A 19,391-nucleotide genomic window follows, 5' to 3' on the forward strand; every position below is an offset into this window, starting at 1 on the left:
AGAGGATCGATGCGAGGCTGTTGGCTGGCCCCATCGCAAGAGGTCGTTCCAATCAGGAGAGGAAATGAACAAGAGAGCTTACCCGGCCCTGCAAGGCATCTCGGTGGCGGTGGCACTGGCGTGCTGGAGCATGGCCCATGCGCAAGGGCAGGAACAGGAAGGGGAGACGCCCGCGCAGCAGAATGGCTGGCAGCGCGATGCCGAACAGGCGCTGCCGGAGGTTGTCGTGACCGGCGAGCGCACCCGCGACGAAAAAGGCCAGGACGACGTGTATGACAAAAACGTTACCACCGTCTATCAGGAGCGCGAACAACTGCAGCGCTTCCAGGCCACCAACCCTGGTGACGCGTTCAAGGGCATGAACGGCGTCTACAGCATGGACACGCGCGGCAGTCAATCGATTACGCCCAACATCCGCGGCCTATCCGGCGAAGGGCGCGTGCCGCTGACCATCGATGGCACCGAACAATCCACCAACATCTGGCTGCACTTCTTTGGCGCGGGTAACCGCAGCTACGCCGACCCGGCGATGTTCCGCAGCATCGAGGTGGAAAAGGGCCCGTCCCTGAGCCGCGGCATCAAAAGCGGTGTTGGAGGTTCAGTGAACATCCGCACCATCGAACCCGGCGACATCATTCCCGAAGGCAAGAACTTCGGCATCGAATTGAAGGCCGACACCTCCGGCAACAGCAGCAAACCCCGATTTGATGCCGCCTCGGTCTACGGCAAGGATTACCGCGATATTCCCGGCGCGGTGCGCACCGGTACCAGTGTCGCGGTTCCCTCCGGGACGCCGCGGGAGAAGGGCGGCGGGGAGAACTTCAATTTCGACAGCCACTCCGGCATGCTCACCATTGCTGGACGCAATGAAATGACGGACTTCCTCGCCTCGTACAGCAAGCGCACCCAGGGCAACTACTACGCGGGAAAAAGGAATGCCGGAAGGTATGCAGGCCATGATTATCTCGATCAAACCAGCACGGATTCCTTCACCCCGAACATGACCAAGCTGTACGGCGCAGGAGATGAAGTCTTCAACACCGCCAGCGAAACCAGAAGCACGCTGCTGAAGAACAACTGGTATTTTCCGGATGGGCAGAAAATCGGCCTGTCATTCATGCGAAATGACATGGATTTTGGAGAAACCACTCCGGGTAATTCGGTACTGCTCATGTCCTGGCGGGAATCCTTTGAACACCAGTTTCCGGATGCGGATTTTTCCAACACCCAGCGATTCGTGTTTGAAAGACCGCATTCGGAGATGAAAGTGGATCGCTACAAGCTGGACTATGAGGTCAAGCCGGAAGATTCGAAATGGTTGAATCTGGAGGCCAGCTTGTGGCATACCAAGACCCGCGGCACACGCTATCAGACCGGAATTTCACCTTATGTCATCGACGCGGATGACGCTACCGCGAATGCCCTGGCGTTGTATGACACCCTCAGCAGTTCCTATCCTGACTTCGACTGGAGCTCCTGGCTTCCGGATCATGACGGCACCATCCTGGCCCGTGGGCGGCAATGGACCAGCCATGACCGCACCGGCCTGGACTTGAGCAACCAGATCAAGCTGAACGAAAAAATGCAATTGATGCTGGGTGTCAATTACCAGCGCGAAAAACTGGATGACCGGGTCGAGCAAACCAAACTGAATTTGAGCAGTGGGGGCCTGGGCATTGACGGCAACACCATGCACGCCAGCACCGATTTCTTTGGCCCGCGCTCTGGCGAACGCAAGGAATATTCCGCCACGATGAATCTGAGCTACCAGCCCACCCCGTGGCTGACGCTGACTGCTGGCACCCGATATATGCGATATACCGGCAAGGACACGGGTTTGGCGAAGATGGCAGGTAGTCGAGTGAAGACCGGCATGCAATTGGAATATGGAGAGATTCTGACCACGGAAGAAGCAGAGAAATACAGAGACCTTTCAGCCACCGACACAGCAAATAGCCAGGCCGCCGCCCCATATATTAATGATTATGTTTTCAATGGCGTCGTGACGCCCGAGATTGAAACTTGGCTGGCACACAAGCAAGTGTATAACGCTTTTCTGGATGGGAGGCAGGTAAGTTATAGATCGATTAATGATGGCTCTGGAATTAACTATCTATACTGGATATATGATCCCGTCCTTGTTCCGGTCATAAACGGCAAGCCAGATTCGTCTCAGAACCCATTTGCCAACGGTACGCTGAATGCCGCAGAGACTGTGGAGAACACCCAGGGCTTGGATGAGGTGGCCCGGTATGCCACTGGAATCGGTGAAGATGTTTATGAAACCCTGAGTTCAGGACAAGCCTGGGAAAACTCCGCAGAACAGTCGGGCCATGCCTGGAGTCCGGTCTTGAGCGCGACTGCGCGGATTGGCCAATTTGGTACCGGTTTTGCGCGTTATGCGCAGACCACGCGTTTCCCGAGCATTCATGAGCTGACCACCAGCTCGGTGGTGGACGGCGCCGGCACCCTCGGAACTTTGGCGGTGAATGGCGCCAGCAAGCCCGAGCGCAGCACGAATATTGAAATTGGCTATGCCCATAATCTGGCGCAATTCTTCCCCGGGCTGGCGCTGGCGGATGCGCGCATCAGCTATTACAACACCCGGATCAAGAACTTCATCGATCGCACCGCATACGCGGACACCATCCAGTTTGACAAGAAGAAAACCAGCGGCATCGAATTGCAATCGCGTTTTGATGCGGGGCGTTTTTTTGGCGGCCTGGGCGGCACCTACCGCTTGAAGCAGGAAATGTGCGACAAGGATTTCGCCAGCAGCATGGACCCTTATTACAACCGCATTCCCACCTGCATGACGGGTGGTTTCCCTGGTACCTATAGCGGCAGCAGCTTGCAGCCCAAATACTCCATCAATATGGAGTTGGGCACGCGCTTGCTGGACAGGCGCCTGGAGGTGGGTTGGCGCGGCACCTATCACGCCGGGGCGGAAAACAGGCAATTGGACCGCCTGCTGGCCCAGAGCACCGCGACACCCGGAACCGCCACTTTGCCACGGGATGTGTGGTTCCGTGGCGGCGTGGATGCGTTGTATTGGCAGTCGGTCGTGCTGCATGATTTGTACGCGCAGTTCCAAGTCAACAAAAGTGTACTGCTCAACCTGAACATCATCAATCTGACCGATCAGTATTACATGGATCCCATGTCCAAAAATGTCATGCCAGGACCGGGACGTACCATTACGGCGGGCATGACCCTCAGGTTCTAGGTTTTTTGCTTGTTTTTTTGAAAAACAAGTTTTTTCGATGTGTTTCAACCCAATCTTGACAGGAGTCGATATGAAAAAACGCATGATCGCTTTGACCGCGGCAGCTTTGCTGGGTAGCGGCGCGGCAATGGCAGCATCGGGCGGCAGCTCCAATACAGCCAATGTGGCGGTAGGCAATTCCAACCACATTATGTTTGGAGGTGGAAATTCCGGCTTGAAATTCGAAAACAGTAGCTTGGGTTTCATCGATATTGCGGGCGGGCCGGTCAATGGCTCCAATATCGCCATCGATGCCCGTGGCAATGGCACCATCATGACGGCGGCGGACTTGGGCCTGCTTTTCCCGTTGAATATTGCCCAGGTGTGGAGGGCCTCGGCATCCAATGGCACGGCCAAGTTCATGATCAACAGCGTGCGCCAGATCAATACTTTTGCGCTGGCGCCGCAGTTTGGCGGCCTGGTGATCGGGCAGGTGGCTGATTCCGCTGGCAAGCCGCTGGCCGTGGGCAGCGGTGTGTATTTTGGCGAGTGGGCGCCCCGTGCGGCAGGCACGCCGCCGAGCGACAGCACCAACCTGAACATGAGCAGCGGCAGCCGCACCGTTTGGTATGTGGGCGACAACCCTGTGACGGCGACCCCCAACCTGAGCAATGTCACCTACAACGTGATCGGCATCCGCCAGACCGGCGAGGGTGCCAACCTGCCGGCGACGCCGAATCTGTACAACGGTGTGCTGACTGCGAACTATGTGGCCGGCGGCAGCAGCAACACGTTGGCGGGCAATCTCAGCCGGACGGGCGACACGACCGTTGCCATCAATGCCACGATCAACAGCACCGGTCAGTTCACTGGGGATGGAGTCCAAGGCCGTTTCTACAACAATGCCGCAGCCCTGGCCGGCATTTACACGGGTGGCGGAACCGCTGCCACCAACATCGCTTTCGGTGGCAGTCGCTCGAACTGAATGCCATTGATTACGTGACGTGAGTCTATGTGGAGGCCGGTTCCGCCGGTCTCCATTTTATTTTGGGCCCGCCATTCGCGTGGATGCCGGTGCGCGCCACTCGGATATGCCGCATGGCGGGGCCGATTTCATGGAGCTCTCTATGCCACAGGGTTTGCTTGCGCTTTGTCTGTCTCTGATGCTTGTTCTGATTTCCGGGCATGCTCCGGTATGGGCCGACGAGGACGACACCCGATACCTGCTGCAGGAACAGACGCGCCGCGCCGCCGAACGTGCGGCCGGGCCGCAAGGCGAACTGTTCGCGCCGCCCGGCTCGCTGGTGGTGGATGGCCGGGTGCAGGCGGTGCAGTCACGCCAGGAGGAACTGGAGCCGGCGATCTACATCGCCATCAATTCCGGCCAGTGGGAGCGGCTGCCGGAGTTCCTCAGCCGCTATCGCCTGCTGCATGGCCACCGCCCGGCGCTGGTGGCCATGGCCGAGGCCCTGCTGGCCCGCCACCAGGGCGACTACGCCGCGGCGCTGCGCCGCATGCAGGCCGCGCATGCGGCCGACCCGGCGGATGCGCGTATCAACCTGGAACTGGCGCGCCTGCGCTTCGAGGACAACCAGGACGGCGCGGCCGGCGAGGGTTTTGCCCGCGCAATGGCGGCGGGCCTGCCCGGGCAGGTGCAGGCCATGGTGCGGCAGTACCAGCAGGCGCTGGCCGAGCGGGCGCGCTGGCACGGCAGTCTGGCGCTGGGCTGGGGTTACAACAACAACATCAATCAGGGCAGTGGCGATTACGCATGTTTTTTGGAGCTGGGAGGCATGTGCTTCTTCGAACGACGCATGCCGCAGCCCATCCATTCGAGCCTGCTGAACTACGAACTGGCGCTGCAGCGGCGCTGGAACCTGGGCGGCAACCACAACCTGCAATTGCGGCCGGTGAGCTATGGCAGCCATTACAGCCGCAAGGACGGGACGGGCAGCTCGCCGATCAGCGATCATGGCAGCAGGACCTCCATCCTGTACGGCGGCTACCAGTGGCTGGATGCGCGCACCACCGCCAGCGTGACGCCATATCTGGAGCATTTCCACCGCAACGGGCACACCGAGTACGTGGCGCGCGGCATGCAGTTGGAGTGGCAGCGTATGGTGGGCAGCGGCCTGCGCCTTGGCACCAGCCTGGATGCCAAGCGCTACGCACATACCGGGCGGGGCCTGCTGGTCAGCGGCAGCGATTATTCGCAGTACCAATGGGGCGTCTCGGCCGTCTACGTGCCGCAGCCGAACACGGTGCTCAACGTGGGCGCAGACGTGACGCGCAAGAAGTACGCGGTGCCGCAGGCCAGTAGCAGGGACTGGGCCTTTCGTGGCGGTATCTACCACCAGTTCGCCGGTACGGCCGGATTGTTCGTGAATGTGATGGGCGTTTTCCGTTTCGGCCGCAATGATGCCTACGATGGTTTTCTGGGGGCGCAGCGCCGCGATCGCCAGCAGGTCTACATTCTCGGCATCGGCGCCAACGCCTGGAAGCTGGCGGGCATGACGCCGGAGCTGCGGCTGCGCCACAGCGCCAACCGCAGCAATGTGAGCTGGGCCTACGGCTTTCGCCAGACGGAACTGGGCGTGATGCTGCGGCGCAATTTCTGAAGGAGATGGGCGATGACTTCAAGTGTTGCGGGCTTGCCTGCCGGGATCAGGGCTTACAAGCGCACGCCGGAGTTCACGCAGGAGACGGTGCCCGCCGGGCTGCTGCGTGATCACACCACGAAGGCGGGCACGTGGGCACTGATTCATGTGCTGGAAGGCGCGTTGCTGTACGTGGTGCCTTCCGAGGGTTTTCAGCAGGTGCTCGCTCCCGGCAAGCCGCCTGGAGTGGTCAGGCCACAGCAATTGCACAGCGTGAAGCCGCTGGGGCCGGTGCGGTTCTACGTGGAGTTCCACGCGGCCCCGCCGGATGAGGCGGAAGGCAGTCCGAGTTCGGGGTTGGCGGGGTGATGTATGTGGTTTGGCGTTGTGGCTTTTTTCGGCCCAGTGGTCCAGTGTCTCCCGGTGTCTGTTCGTACGGGTGCGGGTCGAGCCATGGATGATTGCCGGTCCCGGTAGGTCTGGGTCTTCATGCCTGAGATGGTTGCGGTGGCTGCAGTGGATGTTTTTTCGGAAAGGAGTGTTGCCATGGGTATTTCGGATTTCTCCAGGGAGCGTCGGGATTGGCTGGTGGGCGCTGGTGCTTCGGCTTTGGCGCTGGCGTTGCCTGCAGGGGCGCAAACCCAGCCGGTGCGGGAACGACTGGTGCTGGCAGGCCCGCTGGCCAATGTCTCGTTCCCGTTGATGCGACTGGCCGAGAGTGGCGCGCTGGCGGCGCTGGCCGACAAGGTGGAATTCCGCGCCTGGACCAACCCGGACCAGTTGCGCGCCCTGGCGGTTGATGGCGGAGCGGATTTCGTCGCCGCACCCAGCAATGTGGCAGCCAACCTCTATAACCGGGGCGTGCCGCTCAAGCTGCTGGATGTGTCGGTCTGGGGCATCCTATGGCTGGTTTCGCGCAACAGCCAGTGGCAGACCCTGGCGGATTTCAAGGGACAGGAGATCACGCTGCCGTTTCGCGCCGACATGCCCGACATCGTGTTCCAGTTGCTGGCGCGCCGCCAGGGGCTGGATCCGCAGAAGGACTTTCGCATCCGCTATGTGGCCTCGCCCATGGATGCCATGCAGCTGTTGGTATCTCGGCGCACGGACCATGCCTTGCTGGCCGAACCGGCGGTGTCGATGGCGCTGCGCAAGACGCGCTCGTTCCCCGTTTCGGTGATCGCGCCGGAACTCTTCCGCAGTGTGGATCTGCAACGCGAGTGGGGGCGGGTTTTCGGCCGTGCGCCACGGATTCCGCAGGCCGGCATTGCCGCGGTGGGTGCCGTGCGCGATGATGCCGTGCTGCTTGCGCAGATGCGGCAGGCGCTGGCCGAGGCGCATGCCTGGTGTTGGGCCAACCCTGCCGAGTGCGGGCAGATGGCGGCACGCTACGCCGGCATGCTGCAGCCGGAGGCGGTGGCCGACTCCCTGCAGGCCGTGCCGGCGTTCTATCGCACGGCAGCGCAGGCACGCGAGGAACTGGAGTTTTTCTATGGGCTGCTGCTGGAGAATCAGCCCGCCCTGGTGGGCGGCAGGCTGCCGGATGCGGGGTTCTATGGGTGAGTGTTTGCCCTGCCGCAACAACCGGGCGAGAAGGTGCCCACCAGTGCCTTGTGCCGCCGTGATACTCGAATGATGTCGACAGGCCCCGTTGGCGGCTTGGTGCTTATCGTGGTGCTTATGTTTCTTTCATCGTTTTTGCGCGGTGCGCGGCGCGCCGTGGCTGCCTGCGCCGTTTATCTCTGGAGCGGCTGGGGAGCGGTGGCCAGCGTGCTGCTGTTCTGCGCGCTTTGGGAGTGGGGGGCGCAGTGGTATGGGGATTTGCTGCTGCCAGGACCGCTGGCGACGCTGGCGCAACTGCGCCAGATGCTGGCGGACGGCATGGCCGCACCGCAGCTGCTGATCTCGGCCCGGCGTACCTTTGCCGGGCTGGCGCTGGCGGTGCTGGCCGGCAGCGTGCTGGGCATGCTGGCGGGCCGCTCGATCACCGCCGCGATGGCCTCGCGCCCGCTGGTGACGCTGCTGCTGGGCATGCCGCCGATTGCCTGGCTGGTGCTGGCGATGTTGTGGTTCGGCATGGGCGATGCCACGCCGGTGTTCACGGTGTTCATTGCCTGTCTGCCCATCGTCTTTGCCGGTGCGATGCAGGGCACGCGCACGCTCGATCACCAGCTGCGCGACGTCGCGCATGTGCTGCGCCTGCCATGGTGGATGGGCCTGACCGATGTCTATCTGCCGCATGTGCTGTCGTATCTGTTCCCGGCCTGGATCACGGCGTTGGGGACATCCTGGAAAGTCGTGGTGATGGCCGAGCTGTTGACCACGGTCGATGGTGTGGGCGCGGCGCTGGCCGTCTCTCGCGCCCAGCTGGACACGGCCTCGTCGATGGCCTGGATCGTCGCCGTGCTGGTGCTGCTGCTGGCGGTGGAATACCTGGTGCTGGAGCCGTTCAAGCGCAAGGCCGAGCGCTGGCGGCAGGCCTGACCATTCGATGGCGGCGATGGAACGGTGCGTCAGCCGGCAACAGAATGCAACGCAACAGGACGGCAAGGCGGCAAGGCAAGCAAAAAGAAATGCAACGGATCCACAAGAACAGCATGATGCGACACGATGAAGGCTTCCCATGGAATTGCATATCCGGCACCTGACGCACAGCTTTGCACTGACGGAGGTGCTCAGCGACATCAACCTCGACCTGCATGCCGGCGAGACGCTGGCGCTGGTCGGGCCATCCGGGTGCGGCAAGAGCACCTTGCTGCACATCGTGGCGGGGTTGCTGCGGCCTTCGGAAGGGACCTTGGAGTCATCCTTTCGGGGGATTGGCTGCATGTTCCAGCAACCGCGCCTGATGCCGTGGAAGAACGTGGTGGACAACATCGCCCTGGGCCTCAAGGGCCTGGGCATACCCGCGGGCAGCCGCAGGCGCCAGGGTGCTGCGCTGGCGTTGCGGATGGGGCTGCTGGAGCGGGATATGGACAAATTCCCGTATGAGCTCTCGGGCGGTATGCAAAGCCGGGTGGCTCTCGCGCGGGCGCTGGCGACCAGGCCCGACCTGCTACTGCTCGACGAGCCGTTCGCCGCGCTCGATGTGGGCCTGCGCCATGAACTGTATGGCGTCCTGCGCGAGCAGGTGCGGGGCACGGGTGCCGCAGTGCTGATGATCACGCACGACCTGATGGAGGCGGTCCGGCTGGCCGATCGGCTGCTGCTCATGGCGCCGCATCCCGGCCGGGTGTTGCGCGAATTCATGGTGCCGCGCCTGCAGGAGCGGCGCAGCGATGACTGGATCTACGGGCAGACGGGCCGGCTGATGCGGATCCGCGAGGTGCGCGAGTGCTTCGGGCTGCCGCTGCAGCGCGAGGAGGGCGATCATGAGGCCGATCCGACGGCCGCCGATGATGGTGGTGTGCCCGGTGGCATGGACGACGGTGTGCGCGCGCTGACAGGCGCATCGGCGAACTGCGCTGCGCCACATGGCCATCGCGGAGGGTGCGTGGCATGAAGCGATGGACCAGAGGCTTGATGAAGCGGTGGACCACCCATCCGGTGTTCCTGTGCGGCTTTCGGCCGTTCTTCTTCTTCAGCGGCATCGCCGCCTGCGCCCTGATGGGCTGGTGGCTGCTGTCATTGTCGGGAGTGCCTGCGGTGGCGGCATGGCAGCCTTCGGGGGGCCCCATGCTCTGGCATGCGTGCGAGCTGATCCTGGGTTTTGGCATGGCGGCGGTGGCCGGCTTCCTGCTGACGGCAGTGCCGGAATTCACCGGCAGCGAGCCGCAGCCGGCATCCCGTCTGCTTTGTGTCGCGGTGCTCTGGCTGCTGGCCCGCCTGGCCTGGTTGCCGGCGGCCTGGCTGCCATGGGGAGTCGGGATCGGCCTGCTGGCGACCCTGAACCTGGGATTCACGGCTGGCTTGCTGGCACTGCTGCTGCCGGCACTGTGGCGCGACCGTACCCGCCGCCATCTCAGCTTTGGCTGGGCGCTGCTGGCCATGCTGGCGGTGGAGGCCGGCTTTTTCCTGGCGCTGTACCGGCACGGTGATCCCATGGCCTGGCTGCTGCTGGCGATCGGTCTGATGATGGTGCTGATCGTGATTGCCGGCAGCCGCATTTCGATGAACGTGGTCAACCGGCTGGTCGAGGCAGGCAGACCGGGGCTGGCGGACCATGAAACCGTTGGTTATCTGGCGCGTCCGCCGCGGCGCAATTTCGCCGTGTTCTGCATCTGCCTTTTCAGCGGGGTGGAGTTCCTCAAGGGGCACGACCTGGTGACGGGCTGGCTGGCGCTGGCGGCGGCGGCGGCCATGTTCAACCTGCTCAATGACTGGCATGTGGGCCGCGCGCTGCTGTATCGATGGGCGCTGATCCTGTATGCGGGCTACTGGCTGGTGGCGCTGGGCTATGCCGGTATTGGCCTGGCCATGCTGGGCGCACCCTGGACGCCATCGTCCGGGCGCCATCTGCTGCTGGTCGGTGCCATGGGCCTGTCCATCTTCACGGTCATGAACATTGCCGGGCGCATTCATGCCGGCCTGTGGCTGGATGACCGCCGCTGGGTTCCGCTGGCGGCGGCGATGCTGGTACTGGCGGCATTGTTGCGCTGGCTGGCCGGCTGGTTCGCCATGGCGCAGTGGAGCGCCATGCTGCTGTTGGTGGCCGGCCTGTTGTGGATGGCCGCATTTGCGCTTTACCTGTGTTTCAGTGCGGCGATCCTGCTGCAGCCCCGCACCGACGGACAGCAGGGCTGCGCGGAGCCGCTGACGGATGCGCAAGGTCCGCAGGCGATTGCGCACAGGCATCGATGATGGCGGGCCTGCCGCCGGGCAGCGCGGTTACACGCAGCACGGCATCATGAGCAGGTTCTTACAGCAGGTTGCAGCATTCGAACAGGCTGCCGCTCAGGTTGCTGGCCGGGCGCGTGCGGATGAAATGCAGGTTCGGTGGCGGCAGACCCACTTCGTGGCAAAGCGCGACGGGGTCCAGCAGGACGAGTTCACGCTGCCGGCCGGTGCCGATCAGCCCGCGCCGCCTGAATTGCGCCAGATGCCGGGAGAATGTCTCGGGCGTGATGTTCAACTGGCGGGCAATCACGTTGTGGCTGTTGTTGAGCTGCAGCCAGGCAGTGCCCTGCTGGGCATGCACATCCATCAGGTAGCTCACGAGGCGCTGCGCCGAGTTGGTGATGGTGAGCAGGTCGATGCGGTTGACCGCCTGGAGGATGCGGCTGGAGAGAATCTCGACCAGCGAGTAGGCAAAGTCTGCGGATTGCCGTGTCAGTGACAGCAGCAGTTCCCGTGGCAGGCGCTGCAACCTGCAGTCCTGCTCGGCGACAGCCGAGAGCGGGTAGTGGCAGGGCTGTGCATACATCACGGTTTCGGCCACCAGTGCGCCGGCTTCGAGCGAGCGGAACACCTTGCTCTCGCCCATCAGGCTGGGGCTGTAGAGCGTGAGGGTGCCCGACTCCAGCCAATAGAAGTAGCGGGCCTCGTCACCTGCGATGAACAGGTGTTGCTGGGCATACAGCTGCACCGGTGTGGCGCTGTGGGCCAGCGCCGTCAGCAACTGTTGGCTGGCCTTGGAGAAGGTGGGCGATCGGGAGAGCGCCACCGTCAGTGATGTGTTGCTCATGGCTTGCCGTGTGCGGGAAAAGCCGGTCATGACCGGCCAGAAGATGTGTGCCCGGAATCATAGCCCTGCTGCCGACATTCTGTAAATGAGAAACATTATTTATTTGACCGCTGGGTGAAGGCGTGTGCGCTTACCCGTTCGGCCGAACTCGATCGTTGAGCCGACCGGCGCCAGCAACGTCTTCGTGCCCCGGCCGCCTGGGCCTGGCGACCGGGGCGGGGCTTCGGCGTCGTCAGTGGTGGCTGTGTCCGTGCGTTGCGGCGCCATCCCTGGGTTCCTCCACCCACACTTCGACCGGCACGCTGCCGGCATGCTCGAACTGGATGGTCAGCGGGAACCGGTCGCCGGCCTTCAAGGGCTGCTCGAGTTCGAGCAGCATGACGTGCAGCTTGTTGCCCTCGCCGAGCTTGACGTGGCCGCCAGCGGGCACGTCCACTCCGTCGACCTTGAACATGCGCATCACGCCACCTTGCATGTCCATGTCATGGATTTCCGTGTGCTTGGCGACCTCGGACTGCACGCCGATGATGCGATCACCCGTGCTGCCGGCGTTGTTCACGCCGAACCAGGCCGAGCCATTGAGCTGGCCGGGACGGCTTGGACGTGCGTAGGGGTGCGTGATTTCCAGGTCGCCGGACTTGAATTCATGGGCGTGGCCGAGTGTGGCGGCCATCATGGCGCCGCACAGCAGCAGGCAATGGCTGACGCGGGTGATGCGGGCGATGCGGGGAAGACAGATGCGTTGAGTCATGGTGTATTCCTTTTCTGTGCAAGAAGTGTGAGGGAGATGTCGGGAGTGTGGTTTCAGTCGAAGCGGATGTCCGCGCGTACCCAGACGGTGCGGCCCGGCTCGTTGATGCGGGTGCTGCCGGCGTAGCCGAAGCCGGCGTTGCCCGCCAGGTTCAGGTGCTCGGCATAGGTCTTGTCCAGCAGATTGTCGATGCCGGCGGTCAACCCGATGCGGGGGCTGATGGCATGGCCGATGTTGAGCGAGAGCACGCCAAAACCGGCGCTGGGGCCGAAATCCTGCCCGACCACGTTGCCCAGGCCGTCGGCATGGCGATGCTGGGCCGCAACCACGCGCCAGAGCAACCCGCCGGTCCATGGCCCTTGCTCATAACTGGCGCCCAGGCGCAGTTCCAGCGGCGGGGTTTGCGGCAGTGGCTGGCTGTCGGTGCGGTTGCGGGCCCAGATGTAGGCCAGCGAGCCCTGCGCAGACCAGCCGGCGCCGATGCGGCGTTGCAGGCCCAGTTCGAGGCCGGCGGTGCGGGCATCGACGTTGCGGACCATGCTGCTGCCACTGCGATAGTCGAACAGAATGTAGTCTCTGACCTGACCTGCGTAGGCCGAAGCCCAGGCCTGCCAGTCATCGCTGCGGTGCTGGATGCCGATGTCGATCTGCGTGGTGCGTTCCGGTTGCAGCCAGGCGTAGGCGTTGCCACTGGCCGCCGCGCTGTTGCCGGGCGAGACCAGCTCCCAGTAGTCCGGAAAACGCTCGACGTATCCGATGCCGGCATACACCGTGGTGGCGTTTGCCGCCGTCTGGTCTGCCAGATCGCGCTCCCAGCGCAGGAAGCCGCTGGGCAGGGAGTCGTTGCGTTTCGTTGCCACGGACATACCGGTGCTGGCTCCGCCCATCCCTCCCATACCGCCCATGCTGCTGGTGGCTGCATAGCGCGTGGCTCGGGTACGGTCCATGCGCAGGCCGCCAATGACGCGCTGCGCTTCGCTGGCATGCCAGGTCAGTTCGCCGAACAGGCCCGTGTTGGTGCTCTCGAAGTCGCGCACCCGGGGCTTGCTGGAGTAGGGGGCGCTGGGACTGCCGCTGCGCGCGCTGTGTCTGCTGCGCGTGTGGTCCACGCCGGCCTCGAGCAGCCAGTCCTGTGCCAGTCGCAATGTGGCGCTGGCGCGGCCGCCGCGGGTGCGGCGATCCGGGTTCGAGGCCATGGGCATGGACATGCCGCTGCCCGGCGTGAAGGTACGCAGCGAATAATTGTCCATCACATGGTCGGCATGGTTGGCGTAGAGTTGCGCTTCCACCTTGGCCAGCAGGGTGGAGATTTCCTTCTTCTCGAAACGCAGACCCAGGCTGCGCCGCTTGAACTGGCTGCCATCCATGCCGCGACCGCCATAGCGGGCTTCGCCATCGCCCGCACCGGCACTCAGTTCCAGCAGGGTGCGCGGGTCGGGTGTAACGCCCAGGCTGGCGTCGACGTTCCACTTGTCCCAGCTTGAGGGCACTTTGCGACCATTGCCATCGCGGTAGTCCTGCCCATGGGAGCGGTTGGCGGTGAGGCGGCCATAAATCTGCCGGTTGCCGGCGCTCACGTCCACCACCTGGTCGTTGCGTCCCGCACTGGCGCCCAATACGCTGGCGCGGCCGCGTACGCCCGGCGCCTCGAACACCGGGGGCTTGCGCTCGAAGCGCACCACGCCTGCCGAGGCGCCCGGCCCCCACAGCACGGTCTGTGGTCCTTTGGTGACGACCAACTCGTCGAAGGTGTCGGGCGAGAGGTAGGAGCTGGGCGAATCCATGCGGGCCGGGCAGGCCCCCAGCAGGGTCGCACCATTGGCGAGGATCGGCAGGCGCGAGCCGAACTGGCCGCGAAACACCGGGTCGCTGTTGGATCCGCCGCTGCGGATCGCGGAAAAGCCGGCAATGGTCTTGAGGTAATCCGCTGCGTCGCTGGCAGGCATGGGTTGGCGTGGCCGCCGCGGGTCCGTCACGACGGTGCCGGGCGCCGTCTCGGGCGTGGCCGTGATGACGACCTCGGCCAGCTGGCCGCTGCGGTTTGCCCGGTCGTGGTCGTGGCTGTGGTACGAAGCGTGTTCGCGGCCTGCTTCAGCATCTGTCGATTGCGCCAGCACGGCATGAGTGGCCAGCAGGCAAAGGGATGCCAGCATGATTGGCCGCGGGCGCACCGGAGCACGGGGGGAGAGGGAAAAGGGCATGGCAGTCCATTTCTGGGGGGCACAGGCCGATGCCGCAGGGCGGTCTGAATGGGCCGGTACCGGGAACTGTTCGAAGTCCCGGACGTTCCTCGGCGAGGGTATGGGCCTGTCCTGTCATGCCGCCATGCTCCGTCGACCCGATTGGGATGGCGGCAGCTGGCAGGACAGGCAAACCCACGGCCTCATGGGCAGCGAGAAGACGTCGGGGAAGTGGCGTTTTGCCGAAGGGCCTGCGCACGGGTCACGCAGCAGGCGCGGCGGCATCAGAACAGCGCCGGTGGGGCCCTTGGCGGGCTGGCCGGCCAGGCCCGCCGGGGGCTGCGCGGCCATGGCCGCGCAGCTGGCGGCCACTCGCTGGCCTGCGCTTCGGCCGCCAGCCAGGCAACCGTTGCCGTGGCCGGAGGCAGGGCCAGCAACGCCTCATCGCTGAGAAAACAGTACAGGCAATGCGCCATGCCGGCGTGAGCCGGCGCCGGCACGTCCTCGAACGCTTCCAGTGGACTGGGCATGCCGCCGTCCATGCGCACGTACTCGACACCGTGCGTGGTGCAGACCTCGAGCCAAGGAGCCGCTGCCGTGCCTTGAGAGGCCGGAGCCTGCATGCCCCAGGCCTGCGCAATCGGCCAGAGCATGCCCAGCAGCATGGTCAGAATGACCAGCCGGTTCATCAGGGCAAGGCGTGCGCGGAAGATCGTCATGGAGAAAATGGTTGCGGAGGCGCCGGCGCATTATGGCGGTGCGGTTGCAACAGTGTCAACGCAATCGCCCGCCCGATGGCCGTCTTGCCTATACTAGGTCGGAGTGCGCCACCGGATGCGCCATTTTCGTGGTCATGGACAGCAATCGAGCAAAGGAGATCATCGATGTCAGGTTTTCAGGAATTGCAAAGCGCGGATGGCTTCCGCTTCCCGGCCTATGTGGCCCAGCCCAAAGGAGCGCCCAAGGCCGCACTGGTGGTGCTGCAGGAGATTTTTGGCGTGAACTCGCACATCCGTTCGGTGGCCGACCGCCTTGCCGCGGAAGGTTTCCTGGTGGTGGCACCGTCGACCTTTGCGCGGGTCAAGAGCGGGGTCGAGCTGGGCTACACCGAGCAGGACATGCAGGACGGCTTTGCCATCAAGACGGCGGTCGATGCGTTGCCGGCGCCCGGCGTGCTGCGGGACATCCAGGCCGCCATCGACTTTGCCGCCGGCGCGCAGCCGGGCAAGGTAGGCATCACCGGCTTTTGCTGGGGCGGGCTGCTGACCTGGCGCGCGGCTGCGGAGCTCAAGGGCCTTTCCGCCGCCGTGACCTACTATGGCGGCGGCATGACCGGTGAGGAAGAGATTGCCCGCCAGCCCCAGGTGCCGGTGCTGGCGCATTTCGGCGACAAGGACCACTGGATTTCGCTCGAGAGCGTCGAAGCTTTCCGCAAGGCCCATCCGGACGTGATCGTGCATGTCTACGAGGCCGACCACGGCTTCAATTGCGACCAGCGCGGCTCCTACGATGAGGCCGCGGCGAAACTGGCCTGGGGACGCACGCTGGACTTCTTCACGCAGCATCTGGTGGGCTGAATCTGCGGCCGTCGCGTGCGCGTTTCCAATAGAAAACCCCGCATGGCGGGGTTTTCTATTGGTCACTGGCTGGCCGGCCGCGCACAGGCGGCGGGCAGACCGGACATCAGTTGCTGCCGGGCACGCTGCCTTCGACACCCTTGACGTAGAACTTGATGCCACTGAGGAACTGGTCGTCGGCGACCTGGTCGGCGGCGAGCACTTCCTGGCCGTCCTGACCGAGGATCGGGCCCTTCCAGATGTGGTAGGTACCTTCCTTGAGGCCTTGCTTGACGGCCGCGACCTTGTCCTTGATTTCCTGAGGAATGTCATCGGCGAGCGAGACCAGGTCGATGGTGTCTTCCTTGACGCCCCACCAGCTGCGCTGGCTGGTCCAGGTACCGTCCAGCGCGGCCTTGGCAGCGTGGATGTAGTAGGGTCCCCAGTTGATCACGGCCGAGGCCAGGTGGGCCTTGGGTCCATAGGCGGTCATATCCGAATCCCAGCCGAAGGCACGCTTGCCATGCTCCTGGGCGGTTTTCAGCACGGCCGGCGAATCGGTGTTCTGGAACAGGACGTCGGCGCCGTTGTTGATCAGCGTCGTGGCGGCCTCGGTTTCCTTGGGTGGATTGAACCACTCGTTGACCCAAACCACCTTGGTGGTGACGGCCGGATTGACGCTTTGCGCACCCAGCGTGAAGCTGTTGATGTTGCGGATCACTTCGGGGATCGGCACCGAGCCGACGATGCCCAGCACGTTCGACTCGGTCATGGCACCAGCGATGATGCCGGCCATGTATGCGCCTTCATAGGTACGGCTGTCGTAGGTGGAGAGATTGGCGGCGGTCTTGTAGCCTGTGGCGTGCTCGAACTTCACGTCCGGGAAGTCCTGGGCGATGCGCACCATGTATTCCATGTAGCCGAAGGTGGTGCCGAAGACCAGCTGATTGCCATCGGCGGCGAAGCCGCGCAGCACGCGCTCGGCATCGGCGGATTCGGGCACGCTCTCGACGAAGCTGGTCTGCACCTGGTCGCCCAGAGCAGCCTCCAACGCCTTGCGGCCATTGTCGTGCGCGAAGGTCCAGCCGCCATCGCCAACCGGGCCGACATAGGCGAAGGCGATCTTCAGCGGAGCCTTGGTCTCGGCCTTGGCTTCGGCCGCAGGAGCTTCGGCGCTGGCGGGCGCTGCCGCGGCGGGGCTGCTGCTGGGCGCTGCCGGGGCGGCGGGGGGCGCAGGCGGCTCCTGCTTGCCGCAGGCGCTCAGCGCCACGGCGGCAAACAGGGCCGTCAGCGAGAGTGGCATCACGCGGGATGTGCTGGGAAGGTTCATGTCAATGGCTCCAGGGTGTCAAAAAACAGGGAATCGATGCGCTGCGGCCCGCTGGTCTCAATGGCTTGGTACGAAAGGCTTGCCCAGCGACGCCGGCATGTTGGTGCGGATCCAGATGGGATTGCGCGAGATCAGCACCAGCACCACGATGGTCGCCAAGTACGGCAGCATGCTCAGCAACTGGCTAGCAATTTGTGCGCCGGTAGCCTGCAGATGCAACTGCAGCATGGTAACGCCACCGAACAGGTATGCACCCAGCAGGATGCGCATGGGCCGCCATGTGGCAAAGGCCGTCAGTGCCAGCGCGATCCAGCCGCGGCCGGCCACCATGCCCTCGGTCCACAGTGGCGTGTAGATGGTCGAAAGGTAGGCGCCAGCCAGTCCGCACAGGCTCCCGCCCAGCGCCACGCACAGCAGGCGGATGCCGCGCACGTGGTAGCCCAGCGCATGGGCGGATTCGGGCGACTCGCCGATCGAGCGCAACACCAGTCCGCTGCGCGTGTGGTTGTAGAACCAGGCCATGAAGACGGCCAGCGCCACCGTGCCATACACCAGCAGGTGCTGGCGAAACAGGGCCGGGCCGATGAACGGGATATCGGCCAAGACCGGCACCGAGAACTTGGGCGTGGCCGGGATGGTGGCCTGCACGTAGTCCACCCCCATGTACGCCGAGAAGCCCACGCCGAACAGGCTCAGCGCCAGCCCGCAGGCATACTGGTTGGTATGCAGGAAGATCACCAGCGCACCCATCGCCGCAGCCAGCAGCGCACCGGTGGCCATGCCCGCCAGCAGCCCCAGGCTGAAGCTGCCGGTATGCACCACGGTGGCGAAGCCGGCCAGCGCCGCGCACAGCATCATGCCTTCGGCGCCCAGATTGACGATGCCGGCCTTTTCGTTGATCAACAGGCCCAGGCCCGCCAGTGCGAGGATGGTCCCCGCATTGAGGGTGGCGGCAAGCAGCAGATCCATCATGCGTCTCCTTGGGCAGCGGCGGCTGGTGCGGCGGCCGGGGACCCGGCGGGTGATGCGGTCGCCCGCTGCCTGCCCTTCAGACGCAGCCGGTAGTTGACCAGCGCATCACAGGCGAGCAGGTTGAAGAGCAGCAGGCCCTGGAACACGCTCGAGAGCGACTTGGGCAGGCCCAGCCGGGATTGCGACAGTTCGCCGCCGATCACGAACATGCTCAGCAGGATGGCCGACAGCACCATGCCGATCGGGTGCAGTCGCCCGACGAACGCGACGATGATGGCCGTGAAGCCGTAGCCGACGGGAATGTGCGGGTTGAGCTGCCCGACCGGGCCGGCCACCTCCAATGCGCCCGCCAGGCCTGCCAGGCCGCCCGAGGCCAGCAGCGCCGTCCACAGTGCCCGGCGTGCCGAGAAGCCCGCGTAGCGCGCCGCCGCCGGCGCCAGGCCGCCGACCTGCTGGGCAAAGCCAGCACGGGTGCGGAACATGAAGAGCCACATCAGCAGGCAGGCGGCCAGCGCCAGCCACACGCCGATGTTGGCGCGGCTGCCGGGCATCAGGCGCGGCAGTTGCGTAGCCGCCTCGAACATCTTGGTGCGCGGGAAGTTGTAGCCGTCCGGATCCTTCCAAGGGCCGTAGACCAGATAGCCCAGCAGCTGGATGGCGACATACACCAGCATCAGGCTGACCAGGATCTCGTTGGTGTTGAAGCGGTCCCGCAGCAGCGCAACGATGGCGGCCCAGAACATGCCGCCAAGCACGCCCCCCAGCATCACCAGCGCAATGATCCAGTGGCCGGTATTGGGGCCGGCCTGCAACGCAACCCACCCTCCGGTAATGGCGCCGAGCACGAACTGGCCCTCGGCGCCGATGTTCCAGATGTTGGAGCGGAAACACAGTGCCAGCCCCAGTGCGATCAGCAGCAGCGGCGTGGCCTTGATGGCGATCTCGCCCCAGGCGTAGGTGTTCTTGATCGGCTCCCAGAAGAACACCTGCAGCCCCTGCAGCGGCGACTTGCCCGAGAGCGAGAAGATGGCGATGCCGATCAGCACCGTCAGCAGCAAGGCCAGCAGCGGCGATGCGTAGGTCCACAGGCGCGAGGGCTGTGGACGGGGTTCGAGTATGAGTTTCATCATGCTGGGCGTGGCATCGGCGGGCGCATGGGCGGCTGCTCTGGTTTTTG

General features: G+C 64.2%; 16 protein-coding genes. 9 read left to right on the top strand and 7 right to left on the bottom strand.

Features of this window, described 5'->3' with window-relative positions:
- Window positions 1-64 precede the first annotated feature (64 nt).
- The 8 genes from EV687_RS01990 to EV687_RS02025 all read left to right on the top strand — a co-directional run bounded on the left by EV687_RS01990 (window position 65) and on the right by EV687_RS02025 (window position 10,602).
- On the top strand, window positions 65-3,226 hold the full coding sequence (locus tag EV687_RS01990; RefSeq protein ID WP_122226212.1) for a TonB-dependent receptor domain-containing protein: 3,162 nt from the start codon (window positions 65-67) through the stop codon (window positions 3,224-3,226).
- Between the two features lie 70 nt (window positions 3,227-3,296).
- The gene (locus EV687_RS01995) at window positions 3,297-4,190 is read left to right on the top strand and encodes a Slam-dependent surface lipoprotein (protein ID WP_130466409.1); all 894 of its coding nucleotides are present in this window, start codon (window positions 3,297-3,299) and stop codon (window positions 4,188-4,190) included.
- Window positions 4,191-4,368: 178 nt separating this feature from the next.
- Entirely contained in the window at window positions 4,369-5,823 is a 1,455-nt protein-coding gene (locus EV687_RS02000; protein WP_162846526.1) for a surface lipoprotein assembly modifier, read from the top strand.
- A 12-nt stretch (window positions 5,824-5,835) separates the two neighbouring features.
- A complete protein-coding gene (locus EV687_RS02005) occupies window positions 5,836-6,171 on the top strand; it encodes a TehB family protein (RefSeq protein ID WP_122226215.1) in 336 nt (111 codons plus the stop codon).
- Window positions 6,172-6,348: 177 nt separating this feature from the next.
- Window positions 6,349-7,365: an ABC transporter substrate-binding protein gene (locus EV687_RS02010; RefSeq protein ID WP_122226216.1), complete on the top strand. Its 1,017-nt coding sequence runs from the start codon at window positions 6,349-6,351 to the stop codon at window positions 7,363-7,365.
- 117 nt (window positions 7,366-7,482) lie between these two features.
- The gene (locus EV687_RS02015) at window positions 7,483-8,286 is read left to right on the top strand and encodes an ABC transporter permease (RefSeq protein WP_122226217.1); all 804 of its coding nucleotides are present in this window, start codon (window positions 7,483-7,485) and stop codon (window positions 8,284-8,286) included.
- 139 nt (window positions 8,287-8,425) lie between these two features.
- Entirely contained in the window at window positions 8,426-9,304 is an 879-nt protein-coding gene (locus EV687_RS02020; protein WP_122226218.1) for an ABC transporter ATP-binding protein, read from the top strand.
- 20 nt (window positions 9,305-9,324) lie between these two features.
- Window positions 9,325-10,602, top strand: coding sequence for an NnrS family protein (locus EV687_RS02025; RefSeq protein WP_207226361.1), 1,278 nt, complete (start codon window positions 9,325-9,327; stop codon window positions 10,600-10,602).
- A 58-nt stretch (window positions 10,603-10,660) separates the two neighbouring features.
- Here EV687_RS02025 and EV687_RS02030 read toward each other — a convergent pair whose 3' ends face one another.
- The 4 genes from EV687_RS02030 to EV687_RS02045 all read right to left on the bottom strand — a co-directional run bounded on the left by EV687_RS02030 (window position 10,661) and on the right by EV687_RS02045 (window position 15,075).
- Window positions 10,661-11,425 carry a Crp/Fnr family transcriptional regulator gene (locus EV687_RS02030; RefSeq protein WP_162846527.1) on the bottom strand — a complete coding sequence of 255 codons (765 nt, stop codon included), beginning with the start codon at window positions 11,423-11,425 and terminating at the stop codon, window positions 10,661-10,663.
- A gap of 232 nt (window positions 11,426-11,657) precedes the next feature.
- Window positions 11,658-12,176: a copper chaperone PCu(A)C gene (locus EV687_RS02035; protein ID WP_242612414.1), complete on the bottom strand. Its 519-nt coding sequence runs from the start codon at window positions 12,174-12,176 to the stop codon at window positions 11,658-11,660.
- Window positions 12,177-12,229: 53 nt separating this feature from the next.
- Window positions 12,230-14,329: a TonB-dependent copper receptor gene (locus tag EV687_RS02040; RefSeq protein ID WP_242612416.1), complete on the bottom strand. Its 2,100-nt coding sequence runs from the start codon at window positions 14,327-14,329 to the stop codon at window positions 12,230-12,232.
- A gap of 311 nt (window positions 14,330-14,640) precedes the next feature.
- Window positions 14,641-15,075 carry a DUF2946 family protein gene (locus EV687_RS02045; protein ID WP_122226222.1) on the bottom strand — a complete coding sequence of 145 codons (435 nt, stop codon included), beginning with the start codon at window positions 15,073-15,075 and terminating at the stop codon, window positions 14,641-14,643.
- Window positions 15,076-15,240: 165 nt separating this feature from the next.
- Between EV687_RS02045 and EV687_RS02050 the strand changes: the two genes are divergently transcribed.
- Window positions 15,241-15,933: a dienelactone hydrolase family protein gene (locus EV687_RS02050; RefSeq protein ID WP_122226223.1), complete on the top strand. Its 693-nt coding sequence runs from the start codon at window positions 15,241-15,243 to the stop codon at window positions 15,931-15,933.
- A 106-nt stretch (window positions 15,934-16,039) separates the two neighbouring features.
- Here the strand turns inward: EV687_RS02050 and EV687_RS02055 are convergent, their stop codons facing one another.
- The 3 genes from EV687_RS02055 to EV687_RS02065 are packed head-to-tail and all read right to left on the bottom strand — an operon-like array spanning window position 16,040 to window position 19,344.
- On the bottom strand, window positions 16,040-17,242 hold the full coding sequence (locus EV687_RS02055; RefSeq protein WP_122226224.1) for a BMP family ABC transporter substrate-binding protein: 1,203 nt from the start codon (window positions 17,240-17,242) through the stop codon (window positions 16,040-16,042).
- 57 nt (window positions 17,243-17,299) lie between these two features.
- The gene (locus EV687_RS02060; RefSeq protein ID WP_122226225.1) at window positions 17,300-18,211 is read right to left on the bottom strand and encodes an ABC transporter permease; all 912 of its coding nucleotides are present in this window, start codon (window positions 18,209-18,211) and stop codon (window positions 17,300-17,302) included.
- Window positions 18,211-19,344 carry an ABC transporter permease gene (locus EV687_RS02065; protein ID WP_122226226.1) on the bottom strand — a complete coding sequence of 378 codons (1,134 nt, stop codon included), beginning with the start codon at window positions 19,342-19,344 and terminating at the stop codon, window positions 18,211-18,213. Before EV687_RS02065 ends, EV687_RS02060 begins: the two co-directional genes overlap by 1 nt.
- Between the last annotated feature and the right edge of the window lie 47 nt (window positions 19,345-19,391).

The sequence above is a fragment of the Corticibacter populi genome, from assembly GCF_004217315.1.
In the GTDB taxonomy this organism is placed as follows: Bacteria; Pseudomonadota; Gammaproteobacteria; order Burkholderiales; family Burkholderiaceae_C; genus Lampropedia; species Lampropedia populi.